Raw genomic sequence first — 18,212 nt, forward strand, 5'->3', positions numbered from 1 at the left:
GCAAGGCCCTGTCCGGCGAAGGCCGCGTGGAAGCGGTCGGCGGTTTCGGGCCGTACGGGTTCGCTGCCGTTGGCGAGCGCGGCGACCCGGTCCAGCCGCAGGCCTGCCTTGTCCTGGTCGGTGACGACGGCCGCGCAGTAGTCGTAGGCGAAGTTCGGCGCCGCGGTGAGGGCGTTCGGGTGGTCGGAGAGCAGCTGCAGCCAGCGGGCGGGCCGTTGCAGGAAGGCGACGGGGTCCATCAGGACGGACAGCAGTCCGCGTACGACGGGGGCGGCGACGCTGAGCACCAGTCCCATGTCGTGGTAGAGCGGCAGCCAGCCGACCATGGTGACGGGGCGGGTGCCGGCGCCGTACGCGGTGAGCGCCTGGCGGGCGTTGACCACGACGTTCGCGTGCGAGATCTCGACGCCGGCGGGGAACCGGGTGGAGCCGGACGTGTACTGGAGGTAGGCGGTCGCCTGTTCGTCCGGGGCGGGTGGCAGCGGGCCGCCTGCCCGGTCGTCGGGGACGAGGTCGGTGACGACGATGCGGGGCCGCAGGCCGTGGGCGTCGAGGAAGGCGCGTACGGTGTCGGCCGCACCGCTGGTGGTGAGGACGGCGCAGGGCCGCGCGTCGGCCAGGACTCCGGCCAGGCGGTCGGCGTGTCCCGGCAGATCGGGCGTGAACAGCGGGACGGCGACCGCGCCGGCCCTCAGCGCGGCGAGGAAGCCGATGACGTAGTCGGCGCCCTGGGGGCACAGGAGCGCGACGCGTTCGCCGGGCGCCACGGTCTCGGCCAGCCGGGCGGCGACCGCGCGGGTGCGTAGGTCGAGGCGGTGCCAGGTGAGCGTCCGGAGGCTGCCGCGCAGGCCGGGAGTGTGGTGGTCGGCGAAGGTGAACGCGCGGCGGCCGGGGGTGTGGCGGGCCCAGTGGGAGAGATGGGCGGGGAGGGTCGGAAGGGTGGGCAGGTCTTCCGGTGCTGCGGGGGATGCGCCGGGGGCGTGCGGAAGGGCGCGCGCGGGCATGGGGGAACTCCTCACGTCACTGGTCGTGTCCCCGTCCGGGGGGGGTGTTGTTACGGCCGCGCCGCGCTCACAGCGGGATGTTGCCGTGCCGCCGGTCGGGGACGGCGGCACGCTTGCTGCGCAGCGTGCGCAGGGCCCGGGTGAGGTGCGCGCGGGTGGTGCTCGGTGCGATGACCGCGTCGACGTAGCCGCGCGCGGCAGCCGCGTAGGGGGTGGCGCAGGCCGTCTCGTACTCCCCCACGAGCTTCGCCCTCAGCTCCGCCGCGGTCTGCTCGCCGACTGCCGCCGCCGCGGCGAGTTCACGGCGGTGCAGCACGCTGACCGCGCCCTCCGCGCCCATGACGGCGATCCTGGCGGTGGGCCAGGCGAGGTTGACGTCGGCGCCCAGGTGCTTGGAGCCCATGACGGCGTATCCCCCGCCGTAGGCCTTGCGGACCACGACGGTGACCCTGGGCACGGTGGCCTCCGCGTAGGCGTACAGCAGTTTGGCACCGCGCCGGATGATCCCGGCCTGTTCCTGGTGGGTGCCGGAGAGATAGCCGGGGACGTCCGCGAAGGTCAGCAGCGGGATGCCGAACGCGTCGCAGAACCGTACGAAGCGCGCGGCCTTCTCGGAGGCGTCGATGTCGAGCACACCCGCGCTGTGCAGCGGCTGGTTGGCGACGACGCCGACGGAACGGCCCTCGACCCGGGCCAGGGCGCACAGGATGTTGGGCGCGAACAACTCGTGCACCTGGAGCAGTTCGCCGTCGTCGACGACCGTGCGCAGGATCTCGCGCATGTCGTACGCGGCCTCGGGCCGGTCGGGGACGATGCCGTCCAGGCGCAGGTCCTCGGGGGTGGCGTCGAGAGCCGATGGCTCGAAGGCGTATTCGGGCGGGCTCTCGCGGTTGTTCGCCGGGAGGTAGGCGAGCAGGACCCGGACGAGGTCGAGGGCGTCGTCCTCGTCCTCGGCGAGGAAATGGGCGTTGCCGTTCCCGGAGTTGCTGGCGCGGGCGCCGCCGAGTTCCTCGGCCGTCGTCCGTTCCCCGGTCACCGCCTCGATGACGTCCGGGCCGGTGACGAACATGTGCGAGGTGCCGTCGACCATGACGGTGAAGTCGGTGATGGCCGGCGAATAGGCGGCCCCGCCCGCGCACGGCCCCATGATCACGGAGATCTGCGGGATGACGCCCGACGCCTGGACGTTGCGCCGGGCCAGCTCGGCGTAGAGGGCGAGGGAGGCCACGCCCTCCTGGATACGGGCCCCGCCGGAGTCGTTGAGGCCGATGATCGGGCACCCGATGCTCAGGGCCAGGTCCATCGTCCTGACGACCTTCTCGCCGAACGCCTCGCCCATGCTGCCGCCGTGGACGGTGGCGTCCTGCGCGAACACGCACACCTGACGCCCGTTCACCGTGCCGGAGCCGGTGACCACGCCGTCGCCGTACGGTTGGGCGCCGGCGCCGGTGCCGCCGCGGGCGCACACCAAGGCGCCGGTCTCGACGAAGGACCCCGCGTCCAGTAACCGGTCGACGCGCTCGCGGGCGGTGAGCCGGCCACGGGCGGCCTGCCGGGCGACGGCCGCCGCGGAGCCGCCCGCCAGGGCCCGCCGGTGCCGGGCGGCAAGGTCGGCGAGTCGTTCCGCCGTGGTACGCGCAGCGGGCGCGGTCGATCCCAGGGTTTCCGCAATCGAGGTCACAGCCACCTCCGTCGGGGCTTGTGAGCATGGCAGCTCAGCAGGGTGCGGTCCTCCTTTCCGCTGCCGATGTGAAGTTGTTGAGTGACCTCGGGCCCGCGTTCATCACCGGACTACAAGCGACGGACTACAAGCGACGGACTACAAGCAGACGGGGTCCGCGTGCTCAGCTCTGCGTCCGGAAGAAGTCGATCACGTCTTCGAGTGCGGGGTTGTCGGGGGTTTCGGCCTCGGCTTCGGCGACCGCGGCGCTGCGGGGGAACATCGCTCGCTCGTATGCGGTGAGGGCGGCCTCGATGTCGTCGGGGTGCGCGGCGAGGGCCTCGCCGAGTTCGGCGCCGTCCAGCATGGCCAGGTTGGCGCCTTCGCCGTTCGGGGGTATGAGGTGGGCGGCGTCGCCGATCAGGGTCGCCCCCGGCACCCGGTCCCACCGGTGGCCGACCGGCAGCGTGTGGTGGGGGCGCAGCAGCGGTGCGGTGTCGCTGTCGGTGATCAGGGCGGTGAGTTCCGGGGCCCAGCCGTCGAACTCCTGCGCGATCCGGATGGCCGCCGCGGTGGGGTCGGTGAAGTCGATGCCGGCGAACCAGTCCTGCGGCTTGGACAGCATCGCGTAGGTGTGGAGAGTCCCGCCGCTCTCCCGGTGGGCGCTGATCTGCCTCTTGCCGGGCTCGAGTGCGAACATCGACCCGCCGCCGACCGCCTTCGCGGCAGCGGGGTGCCGGGTGTCGGCGTCGAACAGGTAGGTCTCGACGAAGGCCGTGCCGGTGTACTCGGGCACGGCGTCGGAGAGCAGCGGGCGGACCCGTGACCACGCGCCGTCCGCGCCGACCAGCAGGCTCGTGACGACGGTGCCGCCGTCGGCGAAGGTCACCTCGTGGCGGCCCTCGCCCAGGGCGCGAACACCGCTGACTTTGCTGCCCCACCGGACGGTGCCGGCCGGGAGCGAGTCGAGCAGCATCTGCCGTAGTTCGCCGCGCTGTACCTCGGGGCGTCCGCCGGTGCCGTCGTCGGGCTGGTCGAGCAGGACGGTCCCGTCCCGGTCGAGGACCCGCATCGCCTGGCGGCCCTCCAGGATGATGCCGCGGAACTCGTCCGTCAGACCGGCCGCCTGCACGGCCGGTTGGCCGTTGTAGTCGTGGATGTCGAGCATCCCGCCCTGCGTGCGCGCCGTCGGCGAGGGCTCCGCCTCGTGGACGGTGGCCTGGATGCCGTGGACGTGCAGGACGCGGGCCAGGGTGAGGCCGCCGAGTCCGGCGCCGACGATCGTGACGGGGGTGTGCATGATGGCTCCTCGGGATGGGGCCGGCCCGGTGAGCTCCGGCCGGCCGTTCCTGGAAAGGTGCCAGCCCCCGCCGACGAACCGCCGACATCCGGCCGACAGCCACCGACACACCGCCGCCCCGCAGCAGCCCCGCAGCCGGACGGCAGTCGGGCGGCAGTCGGGCGGCAATGGGGGTGCGCGCGGCCGGCCGCGTGGAGCCGTCGAAGGGCCCCGGTGCCTGACTACGGCAGGCGGTCGGCGCCGCCGTCGGGGGCGGTGTGGGCCAGGCCCGTCCGGTAGGCGATGACGACGAGTTGCGCCCGGTCGCGGGCCTCCAGCTTCGTCATGGCGCGCTGTACGTGAGCGCGGACGGTGAAGGGGCTGAGGAACATCCGCTCGGCGATCTCCTGGTTGGACAGGCCGGTCGCGACCAGAGCCACCATCTCGCGTTCGCGCGGGGTGAGCAGGGCGAGTTGTTCGGAGTGGTGGGACGGGGCGTCGTCCGGTGTGGCCAGGAAACGGGCGACCAGGGAGCGGGTCGCGGCAGGAGACAGCAGGGTGTCGCCGTCGGCGATCGTACGCACGGCGTCCAGCAGGGCCTCGGCCCCGATGCCTTTGCCGATGAAGCCGCCGGCCCCCGCGCGCAGCGCCTGAGCGACGTATTCGTCGGTCTCGTACGTGGTGAGGATCAGGATGCGGCTGGCGCGCAGCTCCGGGTCCGCGCAGATCTGCGACGTGGCGGTGAGACCGTCCGCTTCGGGCATGCGGATGTCCATGATGACGACGTCCGGGCGCAGTTCCCGGGTGAGTCTCACCGCCTCCCGGCCGTCGGCGGCCTCGCCGACCACGGTGATGTCGTCGGCGGAGTCGAGGAGCAGCCGGAAGGCGCCGCGCAGCAGGGCCTGATCGTCGGCGAGCAGCACCCGGAGCGTCATGGCGTGTCCTTGGCGGGCGGGAGGGGCAGCTGGGTGGAGACGAGGAAGCCGCCCTCCGGGCGCCTGCCCGCGGAGAGTTGTCCCCCGACCGCGGTGGCACGTTCACGCATCCCGATCAGACCGTAACCGGGCGGACGGTCCGCCGCCGTGGACGCGGCCCGAGCCGTACGGGCGCCGCCCCCTCCGTCGTCGGCGACGGTGATGGTCACGCGATCGCGGTTCCAGGCGAGGCGTACCCGGGCGCTACCGGTGCCGGCGTGCTTGGTCACGTTGGTCAGGGCCTCCTGGACGATGCGGTAGGCGGTGAGGTCCACTCCCGGCGACAGCGGTCTGGCCGCGCCCTCCTGATGCACCGACACCTCCAGACCCGCGCGGCTGAAGGACTCGAGGAGCGTGGGAAGCCGGGACAGCCCTGGCGCCGGTTCGGCGGGCGCGGCCGCGTCCCCGGACTGACGCAGCAGACCGACCGTGGCCCGCAGTTCGTCGAGCGCGTGGCCGGTGGTCTCGACGAGTTCCTTCAGGCTCTTGCGGGTCTGCTCCGGGCGGACGTCGAAGAGGTGGGCGGCGACGGTGGCCTGTGCGTTGGCCAGGGTGATCTGATGGGCCACGAGGTCGTGCAGTTCCCGGGCGATGCGCACCCGTTCCTCGGCCACTCTCCGGCGCGCCTCGCTGTCCCGGCTCTTCTCGGCCCGCAGGGCCCGCTCCTCCACGGCCGCCAGGTAGGCCCGTCGGTTCTGCGTCGAGCGACCGAGTACGCCGGCCATCAGCGGGAACGCCGCCACCACTCCCATCCTGCTCGCGTCCTGCCACGAGAGGTCCCCGGACAGGGGGATGGAGGCGACCAGCAGCGTCGCGGAGGTGAGCGACACCGCGCCCGCCGCGCGCCGTTCGGTGCGCGCGGTGAGCGAGTAGGAGTAGGCGGTGATCACGGCGGGGGCCACGGTGAGCGGGCTCAGCAGGAGGCCCAGGGGCGGCACCAGTGCGCCGCCCGCGGTCGTGGCCGCCATGGCGATCAGGGGCGCCCGGTGCCGCAACGGCAGCACGGCACCGGACACCACGGCGATGAAGTAGGCGGCGACAGGCGGCGGTGCCGGCGTGCTGCCGTCGACCTGCAGCATGCCGCCGAGCAGACAGAGCACGAACGCCGTCGCCGTGATCGCGCCCTCCCGCCACCACGTGCCGCGTGGTATCGGGCCACCGCCGCCCCTTCTCGTCATGGCCGGCTCAGTCCCGGCCGACGGGAAGCCGTCGCACCGCAGCGTCCGACTCGGCTGCGGAGGAAGGGACTTGCCCGCCCAGTGCCTCACCCTCGATGTCCACATTCGGCAGCACGCGGTTCAGGATACGGGGCAGCCACCAGGCCCGGTGGCCGAGCAGTGCCAGGACCGCGGGCACGATCGCCATCCGGACCACGAAGGCGTCGAAGGCTACGGCGGCGGCCAGGCCGACGCCCATCGTCTGGATGGTCGGGTTGCTCATCCCGATGAATCCGGCGAACACGCTGATCATGATGATCGCCGCCGCGGCCACCACGCGTCCGCTGTACCGGAAGCCGTTGACGATCGCCTCGCCGGGGGACGCGCCGTGGACGTAGGTCTCCCGCATCCGGCTGAGGAGGAAGACCTCGTAGTCCATGGCGAGGCCGAACACTATTCCGATGATGAGAATCGGCATGAGCGACATGACCGGTCCGGTCTGCTCGATGCCGATCAGGTCCGCCGCCCAGCCCCACTGGAAGACGGCGACGAGGACACCGAACGCGGCGCCCACCGACAGCAGGAAGCCGAGCGCGGCCTTGACCGGGACCAGGACCGAGCGGAAGACCACCGTCAGCAGGAGCACCGCCAGGCCGATGACCACGATCAGATAGGGGATGAGGGCGTCGGACATGGCTTCGGAGATGTCGATGTTCAGCGCCGTGGTGCCGGTCACCAGGATGCCGGCGCCGGTGTCGGCCTCGACGTCGGAGACCGCGGCGCGGATCGCGTGCACCAGGTCCTTGGTCTCGCCGCTGTTCGGCGCGGTCTGCGGGACAGCGGTGAAGACGGCCGTGTCCTTGGTCCGGCTGAGCACCGGATCACCGACCGACGCGACCCCCTCCACTCCCCGCACGGTCTTGACGACCAGGTCCGTGGTGGCCCGGGTGTCCGCCGACTCCGACATGTCGACGACCACGGTCAGCGGGCCGTTGAAGCCGGGGCCGAAGCCTTCTGACAGCAGGTCGTAGGCGCGGCGCTCGGTGGTCTCCACGGACTTGGACTCGTCTCCGGGCAGCCCGAGTTCGAGGCTCAGCGCCGGTAGGGCGACGGCGCCGAGACCGAGTCCGGCGACCATCAGCACGGCCACCGGCCGACGCAGCACGAACCGTGCCCAGCGGGTGCCCAGCCCGGGCCGGCCGGCCGCGGCGGGCACCGGGTGCGCACGCTCGCCTCCCGCCCGGGTGGCCTTGCGGGCAGCGCGGGACAGTAACCGCCGGCCGAAGAAGCCGAACAGCGCGGGGACCAGGGTCAGTGCGACGAGCACGGCGAGGGCCACGGCGCCCGCGCCTCCCAAGCCCATCTTGGTGAGTTCGGGAATGCCGACGACCCCCAGCCCGACCAGGGCGATGAAGACGGTCGCGCCGGCGAAGACGACGGCGGAGCCGGCCGTGCCCACCGCCCGGCCCGCTGCCTCCTCCGGCTCGCTGCCCCGGGCGCGTTCGTCGCGGAAACGGGAGGTGATGAAGAGTGCGTAGTCGATGCCGACCGCCAGTCCCAGCATCAGCGCCAGGATGGCGACGGTGGACGTCAGGCCCAGCGGCACGGCCAGCGCGGAGACCAGGCCGAAGGCGATGGCCACGCCCACGAAGGCGGTCAGCAGCGACAGTCCGGCCGCGACCAGCGACCCGAGGGCGAGGACCAGCACCACCGCCGCGACCGACACGCCGATGATCTCCGTCGTGCCGCCCGGCGACTCCTCCGAGTCCAGCGCCGAGCCGCCGATCTCCACGGTCAGCCCCGCGCCCCGGGCCCGGCTCGCGGCGGCCTCGAGGGCGCTCTTCGTCGGCCCGGTCAGATCGACGGCGTCCGCGGTGTAGGTGATCGTGGAGTAGGCGATGGCGCCGTCCTCGCTGACGGCGCCGGTCGCATAGGGGTCGGTGATCGACGCGATCTGATCGCCCTCGTCCAGCGAGCCGAGCGTGTCCTCGACGGCCGCCCTGTTCCCGCCGGCCGTCACCCGTTGCCCGTCCGGCGCCCGGAACACCAAACGGGCCTCGGCCCCTTGGGAGTTGCTCTGGGGGAAGCGTTCGTCGAGCAGGTCGAAGGCCTTCTGCGACTCGGTGCCGGGCATGGAGAGGTCCTCTTCCTGCCCGGCCGGCGCCAAGGCCGCGGCCACCCCGGCCAGCACCAGGGCACCCAGCCACAGACCGCTCACGAGCCGCCGCCGCCGGAAGGCCCACCGTCCGATCCGGTAAGGAAATATCGCCACCTGTCGATCACTCCAGACACCGCTAGGCAAGGGGAATGCGCGGGATTCACGCGCCACCAACCCTTCCCTCCGGCGTCCTGCCGGGCATCGTCCGCCGCCGCCGACTTCTCCTGGTGCACCCGGACCAGCCGCTCACGTGTCCTGGTGCCTACGCACTACACGATGGCTGTGCAGGTGATCTCGACATCGACGGTCTCGGTGGACTCCGGGGGACCCACGCCCCGAAAGCTTGCCCTCGACCGACAGGTTTCCTTAGCGTTGACGCGTGACCACCTCAGCCGCCCGAGCGGGGAACCTCCCGACGGCCTGCACGACGTTCGTCGGCCGGCGGCGGGACATCGCGGAGATCCGCCGCCGCCTCGCCGAAGTCCGCCTGCTCACACTCACCGGAGGAGGCCGTCGAACTGCTGCGCGACCGGGCCGCCGCGCACCGTCCGGAGTTCGACGTCACCGACGCCAACCGGGACGCCGTCGCCCGCCTGTGCACCCGACTCGACGGGCTGCCGCTGGCGATCGAGCTGGCCGCCTCCCGGCTGCGCACGCTCACCGTCGAACAGGTGACGGACCGTCTGGAGGACCGCTTCGCCCTGCTCACCGGCGGCAGCCGCGCCGCCCGCCCCCGGCAACGGACCCTGCGGGCACTCATCGACTGGAGCCATGAGCTGTGCACGCCCGCCGAGCGGCTGCTGTGGAACCGGCTGTCGGTGTTCGCCGGCGGCTTCGGCCTGGAGGCGGCCGAGGGCGTCTGCGCAGGGGTCGCCGAGGCCGGCGTGGACGGGATCCCCCGCGCAGACGTCCTCGATCTCCTCGATCGTCTGGTCGCCCAGTCCGTCGTCCTCATCACCGAACGCGAGGGCCGGCCGCGCTACTGGCTGCTGGAGACCATCCGCCAGTACGGCGCGGAGAAGCTCGCCGAGTCCGGTGAGGGGGAACGCGTCCGCGTGCTGCACCGCGACTTCTACCGCGGCCTCGCCGAGCGGATCGCGGACGACTGGTGCGGCCCCGGCCAGGAGGAGGGCCTGGCCCGGCTGCGTGCCGAGCACGGCAATCTGCGCATTGCGCTGGAGCACAGCGACCCACAGTCAGCGCTGGCGCCGGCCGCCGCACTGCGCTTCCACTGGTGCGCCGACGGCTTCCTCGGCGAGGGCCGACGGTGGCTGGAGCGGGCCTTGGCGGCCGCCCCGGAGCCCACTCCCGCCCGGGCCAAGGCGCTGTGGGTGGCCGCCTGGGCCGCGCTGCTCCAGGGCGACCATCCGGCGGCGGACCGGGCGCTGGCGGAGGCCGGAGAGCTGGGCCGTCGGCTCGACGATCCCGTGGTGTCCGCGTACGTCCAGGGCTTCCGGGGAACGTCGGCACTGTTCCGGGGCCGGTTGGACGAGGCCGTGTCCTGGTACGAGCAGGCGGTGGCCGCGCACCACGAGGTCGGCGACGGGCCGGGCGCCCTGATCTCCCTCTTCCAGCTCGCCGTGGCCCAGGCCCACACCGCCGATCCGCGCGCCGAGCGGACCGGCCGGCAGGCGGCCGCAGGAGGGGCGCGACCAGTTGCTCGACATGGCCGCCGGATGGTTCGACTCCGCCGGGCCGGTCTGCCCGCGTACGGCGGCCGCCGTGCCGAAGGTCGAGGCGCTGATGGGCTTTCTCGCCGAGGTCGTGACGAAGGAGAACCTCGTGCCGGGCGGCTTCGGCTGGACCATGATCGAGGCCCACAAGGCGGGCCGGATCCCCGTCGAGGGCGCGATCGGTCTGCTCGCCGGCTATGTGGTGGCCGCCTTCGACACCACCATCTCGGCGATCTCCAGCGGCATGTGGCTGTTCGCCCGCCACCCCGAGCAGTGGGACCTGCTGCGCGCGGACCCGTCGCTGGTGCCCTCCGCGTTCAACGAGATCGTCCGTGTGGAGAGCCCCATCCAGGTCTTCTCCCGGGTCACCACCCGTGAGGTCGACCTGGGCGAGGGGGTCGTGATCCCGTCGGGCGCCCGAGTCCTGCACAGTTACGGCGCCGCCAACCGCGACGATCGCCACTTCCCCGAGCCCGACCGTTTCGACGTCACCCGCAACCCCGTCGACCACCTCGGCTTCGGCTACGGCAACCACGGCTGCGCCGGTCAGGGCCTGGCCCGCCTCGAGGTCCACGCCGTCCTCAAGGCGTTGGCCGCCCGCGTGCAGCGGATCGAGCTGACCGGGGAGCCGGTCCGCGCCCTCAACAACATCACCCGCGGCTTCCGGAGTCTGCCGGTACGGGTCTCCTGACCGGCGGACCGATGCCCAGCTGGAGGTGACCAGGATTCAGCCGCCGAGCCCGAGCCCGAGCCGTGCCGCCACCTCCGCGTCGACGAGGGCGAGGGCGGCGCGGCGGGCCTCCGCGGCGGTCGGTGCGGACAGGGCCGCCTCGGCGATCTCTCGGCACCGGGCGAAGGTGTGGTGGCGCAGGGCGTGACGTACCGCGGGCAGCGCCGGTGCGGACATCGAGAGGCTGCTCACGCCCATTCCCGTGAGCGCCAGGGCCATCAGGGGGTCGGCTGCCGATTCCCCGCACACCCCGACCGGCTTGCCCGCGGCCGTCCCGGCGCGGGCGGTCGCCGCGACGAGGTCCAGCACGGCGGGCTGCCAGGGGTCCAGCAGGTCCGCGAGTTCGCCGCTGAGGCGGTCGGTCGCCATCGTGTACTGGGCGAGGTCGTTGGTGCCGATGGAGACGAAGTCCACCTCGGCGAGGATCGAGGAGGCCCGGAGCGCGGCGGCCGGTACCTCGATCATCGCTCCGACGGTCTGGACGCCGTGGGCGCGGGCGAGGCGGGCGAAGGTGCGGGCCTCGTCGGGGGTGGAGATCATCGGAGCCATCGCCCAGACGCTGGGGCGATCCCCCGGCGGCAGCGCGCGCGTGGCCTCGCCCAGGGCCGCGAGTTGCTCTTCGAGGAGTTCGGGCAGCGTACGGACGAGCCGGTAGCCGCGTACTCCGAGCGCCGGGTTCTCCTCGTCCTCCTGGTCTGTCTGGGTGGCGAACGCGAGAGGTTTGTCGGAGCCGGCGTCGAGGGTGCGGACCACTGTCCTGGCGCCCTTCGTCGCGGCGAGGGCGCGCGCGTACACCGGGGTCTGCCGCTCACGCGACGGCGCCTGGACCGCGTCGAGGAAGAGCACCTCGGTGCGGAAGAGCCCCACTCCTTCGGCCGCCGAAGGGCCGAGCTGCTCGATGTCGTGGACGGTGCCGACGTTGGCGAGCAGTGCGACCGGGTGGCCGTCGGCGGTCGCGCCGGGAGCGGTGTCCTCGGCGAGCGCCCGCTCGGTCTCCGCCCGGGCGTTGAGGGAGTCGACCAGGGCCTTGTCGGGGTCGGCCGTCACGGTGCCGTTCGCGGCGTCGACGGCGACCACCGTTCCCTCAGGGATGCGCGTCGCACCGGACGCCCGCACGACGCACGGGATGCCGAGCTGCCGGGCGATGATGGCCGTGTGCCCGGTGGGCCCGCCCGACTCCGTGACCAGGGCGGCCACCTTGGCCAGGTCGAGCGAGGCGGTGTCGGCGGGAGAGAGGTCGACGGCGCAGACGACGGACGGCTCCCGCAGTTCGGGCAGTCCGGGAGCGGGAAGTCCGAGGATCCGGGCGACCGTGTGATCGCGCACGCTCCTCAGGTCCGTCGAACGCTCGGCGAACAGGCCCCCGGCCGCGGTGAGCAGGGCGATGATCTCGGCGACGGCTTCGTCCACGGCGACGGCCGGGCCCTTCCCGTCCTCGATCAGGGCGCGCACCCGGTCGGCCAGTTCGGGATCCGCCGCCATGTCGGACGTGGACCGGAGCACGTCTGCGAGTGCGCCCGGTGCGGCGGCGGCCCGCTCGGCGAGTTCGACGGCCACCTCGACCAGCGCCCGCCGGGCCAGGGCGAGCGCCTCGGGGGCGTCCGACGGATCACGCAGCCGTTGTGCGTCCGGAGAGATGGCGGGCACGGACCGGACGAGGACGAGCGGTGCGACGGCGGCCGAGCGTCCGACTCCGAGTCCGGACACCGTCCCGGGCTGGATCCGGGGCTCGATCCGGGTCCGGTTCGCGGTGGCCATCACTGTCCGTCGAGTTCGGTGGCGAGCAGGGCCGCGAGGTGGTCGAGTGCAGGCCCGGCCGTCTCGTCGTCGGAGGCGAGGACGACCTTCTCGCCCTCTTTGAGGCCCAGGCTCATCAGCATGAGCGTGCTGCTCCCCGAGACCGGGTTCCCGTCCGTCCTGCGGATGGTGATGCGATGGCTGGTCTCCGCCGCCGCACGGGCGAAGGCGGCCGCGGGCCGGGCGTGCAGGCCCTGTGAGCACAGAACGGTGGCGTGGCGCTCAGGCATTTCCCACTCCTTGGGGGGTTGTCGTTTGCTGTCGTTTCGGCAAAGCACGAGCGCCGCGCATTTCACGGCGCCGAGGGGGTAAAGGGGAAACGGTCAAACGGTGGTCCGGTCGACGGGTACGGGGGGTTCGAACCCCACGTCGACGACCTCGGTACGGGACCCGGTGATCTCTACGGTCGACACGCTGCAATTACCGAGAGGCACGACTCGGGTGAACCCGACGAGTGTCAGGTAGGTAACCAGCGTGATGCCGTGACTGACGACCAGGACCTCGCCGTCCGGATGGGCGCGTGCGATCCGTTCGAAGGCGTCGGCGACCCGGGTGACGTACTGCGCGGCCGGTTCCCCACCGGGCAGCCCGGGATGTCTGCCACCGATCACATCCGCAAAGAACTCACGGGGGTCCACCTCGCCGAACAGCTCGCTCTCGGGGTGTCCGTCCAGCGCGCCGAACGCGTACTCCCGCAGTCCGTCGTCCGCGCGCAGCGGCAGTCCGTCGTGGTGCCGGAGGATCTCCCGCGCGGTGGCCGTCGTCCGTCCGGAGGGGCTGGCCCAGGCCGCCGTCAGCTCGACGCCTGCCAAGTGGTCCGCGGTGGCCCGCAGTTGTCCGAGGCCGTCGGGTGTCAGGGGTGAGTCGCACCAGCCCTGGAGACGGCCGGCGACGTTGTACTCGGTGCGCGCGTGCCGTACGAGATGCAGTCTCATCGCAGCCCGGCCAACGGTGCGTCCGCCGGTGCGGTGGGGGCGGCCACCCGGCCGCGGATCTCGTCCAGGGCGTCCATCACCGCGACGCTTTCGTCCAGCGGCATGAGCGGGCTCTCCAGCTCGCCCTCGTGCAGGCAGCGTTCGACTTCGAGAGCCTGGAAGTGCATGCCGCGTCCGGGCAGGGCGGGCGGGTCGTAGCGGCGTACGGGGCTGCCGGGCCGGCCCGCGTCGTACCGCGTGAAGCCCGTCGAGGTGAACCAGTAGGGGTCGAGCTCGATCCAGCCCTCCGTGCCGATCACGGCGGCGGTGTTGGGGCCGGGGGTGTCCATGCTGGTGACGGTGGTGGACGTCGTTCCCGCGTCGTGCCTCATCAGGATGGACGCGCTCGTGTCGACGCCGCTCGGCGTCGCGGAGCCCGTGACGGTGATCCGGTGCGGTGCGCCCAGCAGATGGAAGGCGCACGAGACCCCGTACACGCCCAGGTCCGCGACGGCGCCGCCGCCGAGCGCCGGGTCGTAGTGCCGGCCGGTCGGTGAGTCGTCCAGCTTCTGGAAGTGGTGGGTGACGACACTTCTCAGTTCGCCGAGCGAGCCGCGGGCCAGCTCGGCGCGTACCTCGGCGAAGGTGGGCAGGAACCGGGTCCACATCGCCTCCATCAGGAACACCGACCGGCTGCGGGCCGCGTCCACGAGCCGGCGGGCCGAGGGGGCGTCGGAGGTGAACGACTTCTCGACGAGCACCGCCTTGCCCGCCTCGATCGCGAGCAGCGCCTGCTCGGCGTGGAAGGGCTGGGGCGTCGCCACGTACACGACGTCGACGTCCGGGTCCTCGACGAGGGCCCGGTAGGACCCGTGGGACCGCGGGATGCCGGTCTCCCGCGCGAACCTCGCCGCGCGGGCGGGGTCGCGTGCCGCGACCGCCGACACGCGGAGTCCGGCGGCGGCGAGGTCCTTCGCGAAGACGCGGGCGATGTTGCCCGCGCCGAGGATCCCCCACTGGACTTCATGCGTTCGCATTCGCCACTCCTCGTTGCCGTTCGGTCGCCTCTGACCGGCGTACCCGCACAAAAAAAGACCCGGGAGCGCTTGCCTCTCGGCAACTCGTCCCAGGTCTTGCCCGGCTCACGCCGGTCACAATCCGTGCCCCGCACCGTAGCCGCGAGTCGGTCCGCGCGTCAACGGGATCACCGCCACACCGTATACGACCTCGTCCGGGGAAAAACGTCGTGCAAGATGTCTGGACACGGATAAACCCGGCGTCTACTGTCTCGCCCCAAGACACCTCCAGGTGTCGCAACAAAGCTGGGATTGTTACTGGACCACAGGCAAAACCCAAGCTGAGACCCGTCATTCTCCGGAATGGCAAAAGGGCCGCGGCTTGGGTTTTTTTGTTGCCCGATTCCGGGCAGGCAGGTCCGGGACAGCGGGGCTCGAGGAGGAGCCGTGACAACTACAAGCAAGTACGCATCGATCGCTGAGGACGTCCTGAAGGGCGTCGGCGGCAAGGACAACATCAGGTCCCTCACCCACTGCGCGACCCGGCTGCGTTTCGTTCTCGTCGACCCGGCCAAGGCCGACAAGGCCGCCGTGGAGTCCACCCGCGGTGTCATCACGGTCGTCGAGGCGGGCGGCCAGTTCCAGGTGGTCATCGGCAACACGGTCGACCGGGTCTACGCGGAGGCCGTCGCCCAGGGGGCGGAAGGGGGCGGCACCAGCTCTGCCGGTGGCCTGCTGGCGCGGACGATCGACCTCGTCACCAGCATCTTCACGCCGTTCCTGTGGGTCCTGGCGGGCGTCGGCCTGCTCAAGGCGTTCCTCGCGGTCGCGGTGAAGATCAGCCCGGACTTCGGCGGCACGTCGACGTACGCGATCTGGTTCGCGGCGGCCGACGCCACGTTCCAGTTCCTGCCGATCCTGTTGGCCGTCACCGCCGCCAAGCGGTTCAAGGCGAACCAGTTCACGGCGATCGCCGTCGCCGGCTCCCTGGTCTACTCCGCCACCATCGCCGTCATGCCCGGCCCGGACGGCACGAGTCTGACGCTCCAGGCGTTCGACCAGGGGGGCGGGAAGCTCACCTTCCTCGGTATCCCGGTCGTGATGGTCAGCTACCTCTCCGCCGTCATCCCGACCATTCTGGCGGTGTACTTCCAGTCGCACGTGGAGCGTCTGGTGGAGCGGGTGACACCGGACGCGGTGCGCAACTTCGTGACTCCGCTGGTCACGATCGCGGTCGTCGTGCCCGTCACGTTCCTCGCCATCGGACCGGCCTCGACCTGGATCGGCGACGGCCTCGCGTCCGGCGTCGACCGGCTGTGGGGGCTGGCTCCCTGGGCGGCCGGCGGTGTGCTCGGCGGGCTCTGGCAGGTCTTCGTCCTCTTCGGTGTCCACTGGGCGTTCGTGCCGATCATGGCCCAACAGCTGGCGACCTCGGGCCACTCGGAACTGACGGCGGCGCTGTTCGCCCCGGTGCTGGCCCAGGCGGCCGCGACGTTCGCGGTGTTCCTCAGGACCCGTGACCGCGACCTCAAGGTCGTGGCCGGCCCGGCCGCCGTCTCCGCCTTCCTCGCGGGCATCACCGAGCCGGCGATCTACGGTGTCACGCTGCGCCTCAAGCGTCCGTTCCTCTTCGCCTGCATCGGCGGCGCGGTCGGCGGCGCCGTCGCGGCGGCGGGCGGCTCGGCCGTCGAGGGGTTTGTCCTGCCCGGCGCCATCACCTTGACCGCCGCCCTGGGCATCGGCAACTTCGCCCTCCAGCTGATCGGCTGCGCGATCGCCATGGCCGTCGCCTTCGCCCTGACGATGGTCCTCGGCTTCAAGGACCTGTCCACGGCGGACGGTACCGCCACCGGCGCCCCGGACGCGGCGGCCGAGAAGGCTGCGGCCGAGGACGTGGTGGCGACGCTCCAGGTACCGGTCGCGGGGAAGGTCGTACCCCTCGACGAGGTTCCCGACCAGGTGTTCGCCTCCGGGACGATGGGCTCCGGCCTGGCGGTGGTCCCCAGCGAGGGCAAGGTGTACGCGCCCGTCTCGGGCACCCTCGTCAGCGCGATGCCGCACGCCTTCGGCATCCGCAGCGACGCCGGCGTGGAAGTGCTCGTGCACATCGGTCTGAACACCGTCGAGCTGCAGGGCAGGGGCTTCACCCCCGCCGTCACCCAGGGGCAGCGGGTGAACGCCGGCGATCTGCTGACCGACGTCGACCTCCAGGTGGTCGCGGACGCGGGCTACAACCCCATCACCGTGCTGATCGTGACCGACCCGGGCAGCCACACCGCGGTCGTGCCCACCGCCAGCGGTGACGTACAGCCCCGGCACGCCGCACTCGACCTGATCGGCTGAGGAGAGAGACCTATGACCGACCCCACCACCCCCCGACCCTTCCCGGCGAGCTTCCTGTGGGGCGGCGCGACGGCCGCCAACCAGATCGAGGGCGCCCACGACACGGGCGGCAAGGGACTCTCCATCCAGGACGTCCTGCCCCGCGGCATCACGGGCCCGCGCACCGAGCGCCCCACGCCCGACAACCTCAAGCTCGAGGGCATCGACTTCTACCACCGCTACGCCGAGGACATCGCCCTCTTCGCCGAGATGGGCTTCAAGGTCTTCCGTTTCTCGATCGCCTGGAGCCGTGTCTTCCCGAACGGCGACGACGAACTGCCCAACGAGGAAGGCCTCGCCTTCTACGACCGCGTCCTCGACGAGCTGGAGAAGCACGGGATCGAACCGCTCGTCACGATCTCCCACTACGAGACCCCGCTGGCGCTGGCGGAGAAGTACAACGGCTGGGCGAGCCGCGAGCTGATCGGCTTCTACGAGCGGTACGTCCGGGTCCTGTTCGACCGCTACGGCCGTCGGGTGAAGTACTGGCTGACCTTCAACGAGATCAACTCGGTGCTGCACGTGCCCTTTATGAGCGGCGCGATCGCGACGCCGAAGGAGGAACTGTCCCGGCAGGACCTCTTCCAGGCCGTTCACCACGAACTGGTGGCCAGCGCGCTCGCCACCAAGATCGCCCGTGAGACGGCGCCGGACGCGAAGGTGGGCTGCATGGTGATCGCCATGCCCCTGTACCCGCTCACCCCTGCCCCCTCCGACGCCCTCGCCGTGATGCACTCCGACCACGCCAACCTGATGTTCGGCGACGTCCACGTGCGGGGCGCCTACCCGGGATACGCGCTGCGCCACCTGCGCGAGAACGGCATCGAGCTCGACATCACCGACGAGGACCGCGAACTCCTCACGCACACCGTCGACTTCGTGTCCTTCAGCTACTACATGAGCATCTGCGAGACCGCCGACCCCGAGCTGCGCAAGGCGGGCGAGGGCAACATCATGGGCGGCGTGCCGAACCCGACGCTCCAGGCCAGCGAGTGGGGGTGGCAGATCGACCCGACGGGTCTGCGCATCGTGCTGAACCAGTTCTGGGACCGGTGGCAGAAGCCTCTGTTCATCGTCGAGAACGGCCTCGGGGCCAGGGACGAACTGATCGAGGTGGACGGCCGGCTCACGGTGGACGACGACTACCGCATCGCCTACCTCAACGACCACCTGGTCCAGGTCGGCGAGGCGATCGCCGACGGCGTCGACGTCCTCGGCTACACCACCTGGGGCTGCATCGACCTCGTCAGCGCCAGCACCGCCCAGATGAGCAAGCGCTACGGGTTCGTCTACGTCGACCGTGACGACGACGGCAACGGCACCCTGGCCCGCCACCGGAAGAAGTCCTTCGACTGGTACGCCGACGTCATCCGCAGTCAGGGCGGCAACCTGCTGCGGGGCGACGGAAGAGCGTAGCCCCCGCCATGCTTCCGGCGAGGCCCAGGAGCGCGGCTATCCTGCTCCTGGG

15 protein-coding genes are annotated in these 18,212 nt (G+C 71.9%); 3 read left to right on the plus strand and 12 right to left on the minus strand.

Annotated elements, in window-relative coordinates; genetic code table 11:
* The 8 genes from ACWD4O_RS44635 to ACWD4O_RS44670 form a co-directional block, all read right to left on the minus strand.
* On the minus strand, positions 1 to 1,004 hold a 1,004-nt coding region (locus ACWD4O_RS44635), incomplete at its 3' end, for an AMP-binding protein (RefSeq protein ID WP_451288790.1).
* A 67-nt stretch (positions 1,005 to 1,071) separates the two neighbouring features.
* On the minus strand, positions 1,072 to 2,685 hold the full coding sequence (locus ACWD4O_RS44640) for an acyl-CoA carboxylase subunit beta (protein WP_451288791.1): 1,614 nt from the start codon (positions 2,683 to 2,685) through the stop codon (positions 1,072 to 1,074).
* Between the two features lie 163 nt (positions 2,686 to 2,848).
* The gene (locus tag ACWD4O_RS44645; protein WP_451288792.1) at positions 2,849 to 3,964 is read right to left on the minus strand and encodes an FAD-dependent oxidoreductase; all 1,116 of its coding nucleotides are present in this window, start codon (positions 3,962 to 3,964) and stop codon (positions 2,849 to 2,851) included.
* Between the two features lie 221 nt (positions 3,965 to 4,185).
* On the minus strand, positions 4,186 to 4,878 hold the full coding sequence (locus tag ACWD4O_RS44650; protein WP_451288793.1) for a response regulator: 693 nt from the start codon (positions 4,876 to 4,878) through the stop codon (positions 4,186 to 4,188).
* Positions 4,875 to 6,095 (minus strand): sensor histidine kinase, encoded by a 1,221-nt coding sequence (locus tag ACWD4O_RS44655; protein WP_451288794.1) that lies wholly within the window; start codon positions 6,093 to 6,095, stop codon positions 4,875 to 4,877. Before ACWD4O_RS44655 ends, ACWD4O_RS44650 begins: the two co-directional genes overlap by 4 nt.
* Before the next feature lie 7 nt (positions 6,096 to 6,102).
* On the minus strand, positions 6,103 to 8,346 hold the full coding sequence (locus ACWD4O_RS44660) for an MMPL family transporter (protein ID WP_451288795.1): 2,244 nt from the start codon (positions 8,344 to 8,346) through the stop codon (positions 6,103 to 6,105).
* A 383-nt stretch (positions 8,347 to 8,729) separates the two neighbouring features.
* The gene (locus tag ACWD4O_RS44665) at positions 8,730 to 9,416 is read right to left on the minus strand and encodes a hypothetical protein (protein ID WP_451288796.1); all 687 of its coding nucleotides are present in this window, start codon (positions 9,414 to 9,416) and stop codon (positions 8,730 to 8,732) included.
* A gap of 12 nt (positions 9,417 to 9,428) precedes the next feature.
* Positions 9,429 to 9,899: a hypothetical protein gene (locus ACWD4O_RS44670; RefSeq protein ID WP_451288797.1), complete on the minus strand. Its 471-nt coding sequence runs from the start codon at positions 9,897 to 9,899 to the stop codon at positions 9,429 to 9,431.
* Between ACWD4O_RS44670 and ACWD4O_RS44675 the strand changes: the two genes are divergently transcribed.
* Complete coding sequence (locus ACWD4O_RS44675) at positions 9,898 to 10,596, plus strand: cytochrome P450 (protein WP_451288799.1); 699 nt, start codon at positions 9,898 to 9,900, stop codon at positions 10,594 to 10,596. The genes ACWD4O_RS44670 and ACWD4O_RS44675 overlap by 2 nt on opposite strands.
* A 36-nt stretch (positions 10,597 to 10,632) precedes the next feature.
* Here the strand turns inward: ACWD4O_RS44675 and ACWD4O_RS44680 are convergent, their stop codons facing one another.
* From ACWD4O_RS44680 to ACWD4O_RS44695, 4 genes are all read right to left on the minus strand, one after another.
* Complete coding sequence (locus ACWD4O_RS44680) at positions 10,633 to 12,393, minus strand: phosphoenolpyruvate--protein phosphotransferase (protein WP_451288800.1); 1,761 nt, start codon at positions 12,391 to 12,393, stop codon at positions 10,633 to 10,635.
* Positions 12,393 to 12,662, minus strand: coding sequence for an HPr family phosphocarrier protein (locus tag ACWD4O_RS44685; protein WP_358801931.1), 270 nt, complete (start codon positions 12,660 to 12,662; stop codon positions 12,393 to 12,395). The genes ACWD4O_RS44680 and ACWD4O_RS44685 overlap by 1 nt, the downstream gene beginning before the upstream one ends.
* A gap of 93 nt (positions 12,663 to 12,755) precedes the next feature.
* On the minus strand, positions 12,756 to 13,367 hold the full coding sequence (locus ACWD4O_RS44690; protein ID WP_451288801.1) for a histidine phosphatase family protein: 612 nt from the start codon (positions 13,365 to 13,367) through the stop codon (positions 12,756 to 12,758).
* A complete protein-coding gene (locus ACWD4O_RS44695; protein WP_451288802.1) occupies positions 13,364 to 14,383 on the minus strand; it encodes a Gfo/Idh/MocA family protein in 1,020 nt (339 codons plus the stop codon). Before ACWD4O_RS44695 ends, ACWD4O_RS44690 begins: the two co-directional genes overlap by 4 nt.
* Positions 14,384 to 14,809: 426 nt before the next feature.
* Between ACWD4O_RS44695 and ACWD4O_RS44700 the strand changes: the two genes are divergently transcribed.
* Both ACWD4O_RS44700 and ACWD4O_RS44705 read left to right on the plus strand, forming a co-directional pair.
* Positions 14,810 to 16,705 (plus strand): beta-glucoside-specific PTS transporter subunit IIABC, encoded by a 1,896-nt coding sequence (locus ACWD4O_RS44700; RefSeq protein ID WP_451288803.1) that lies wholly within the window; start codon positions 14,810 to 14,812, stop codon positions 16,703 to 16,705.
* A 12-nt stretch (positions 16,706 to 16,717) separates the two neighbouring features.
* A complete protein-coding gene (locus tag ACWD4O_RS44705) occupies positions 16,718 to 18,160 on the plus strand; it encodes a glycoside hydrolase family 1 protein (RefSeq protein ID WP_451288805.1) in 1,443 nt (480 codons plus the stop codon).
* The last annotated feature ends 52 nt before the right edge of the window (positions 18,161 to 18,212 follow it).

The organism is Streptomyces sp. NPDC002623 (genome assembly GCF_053592635.1).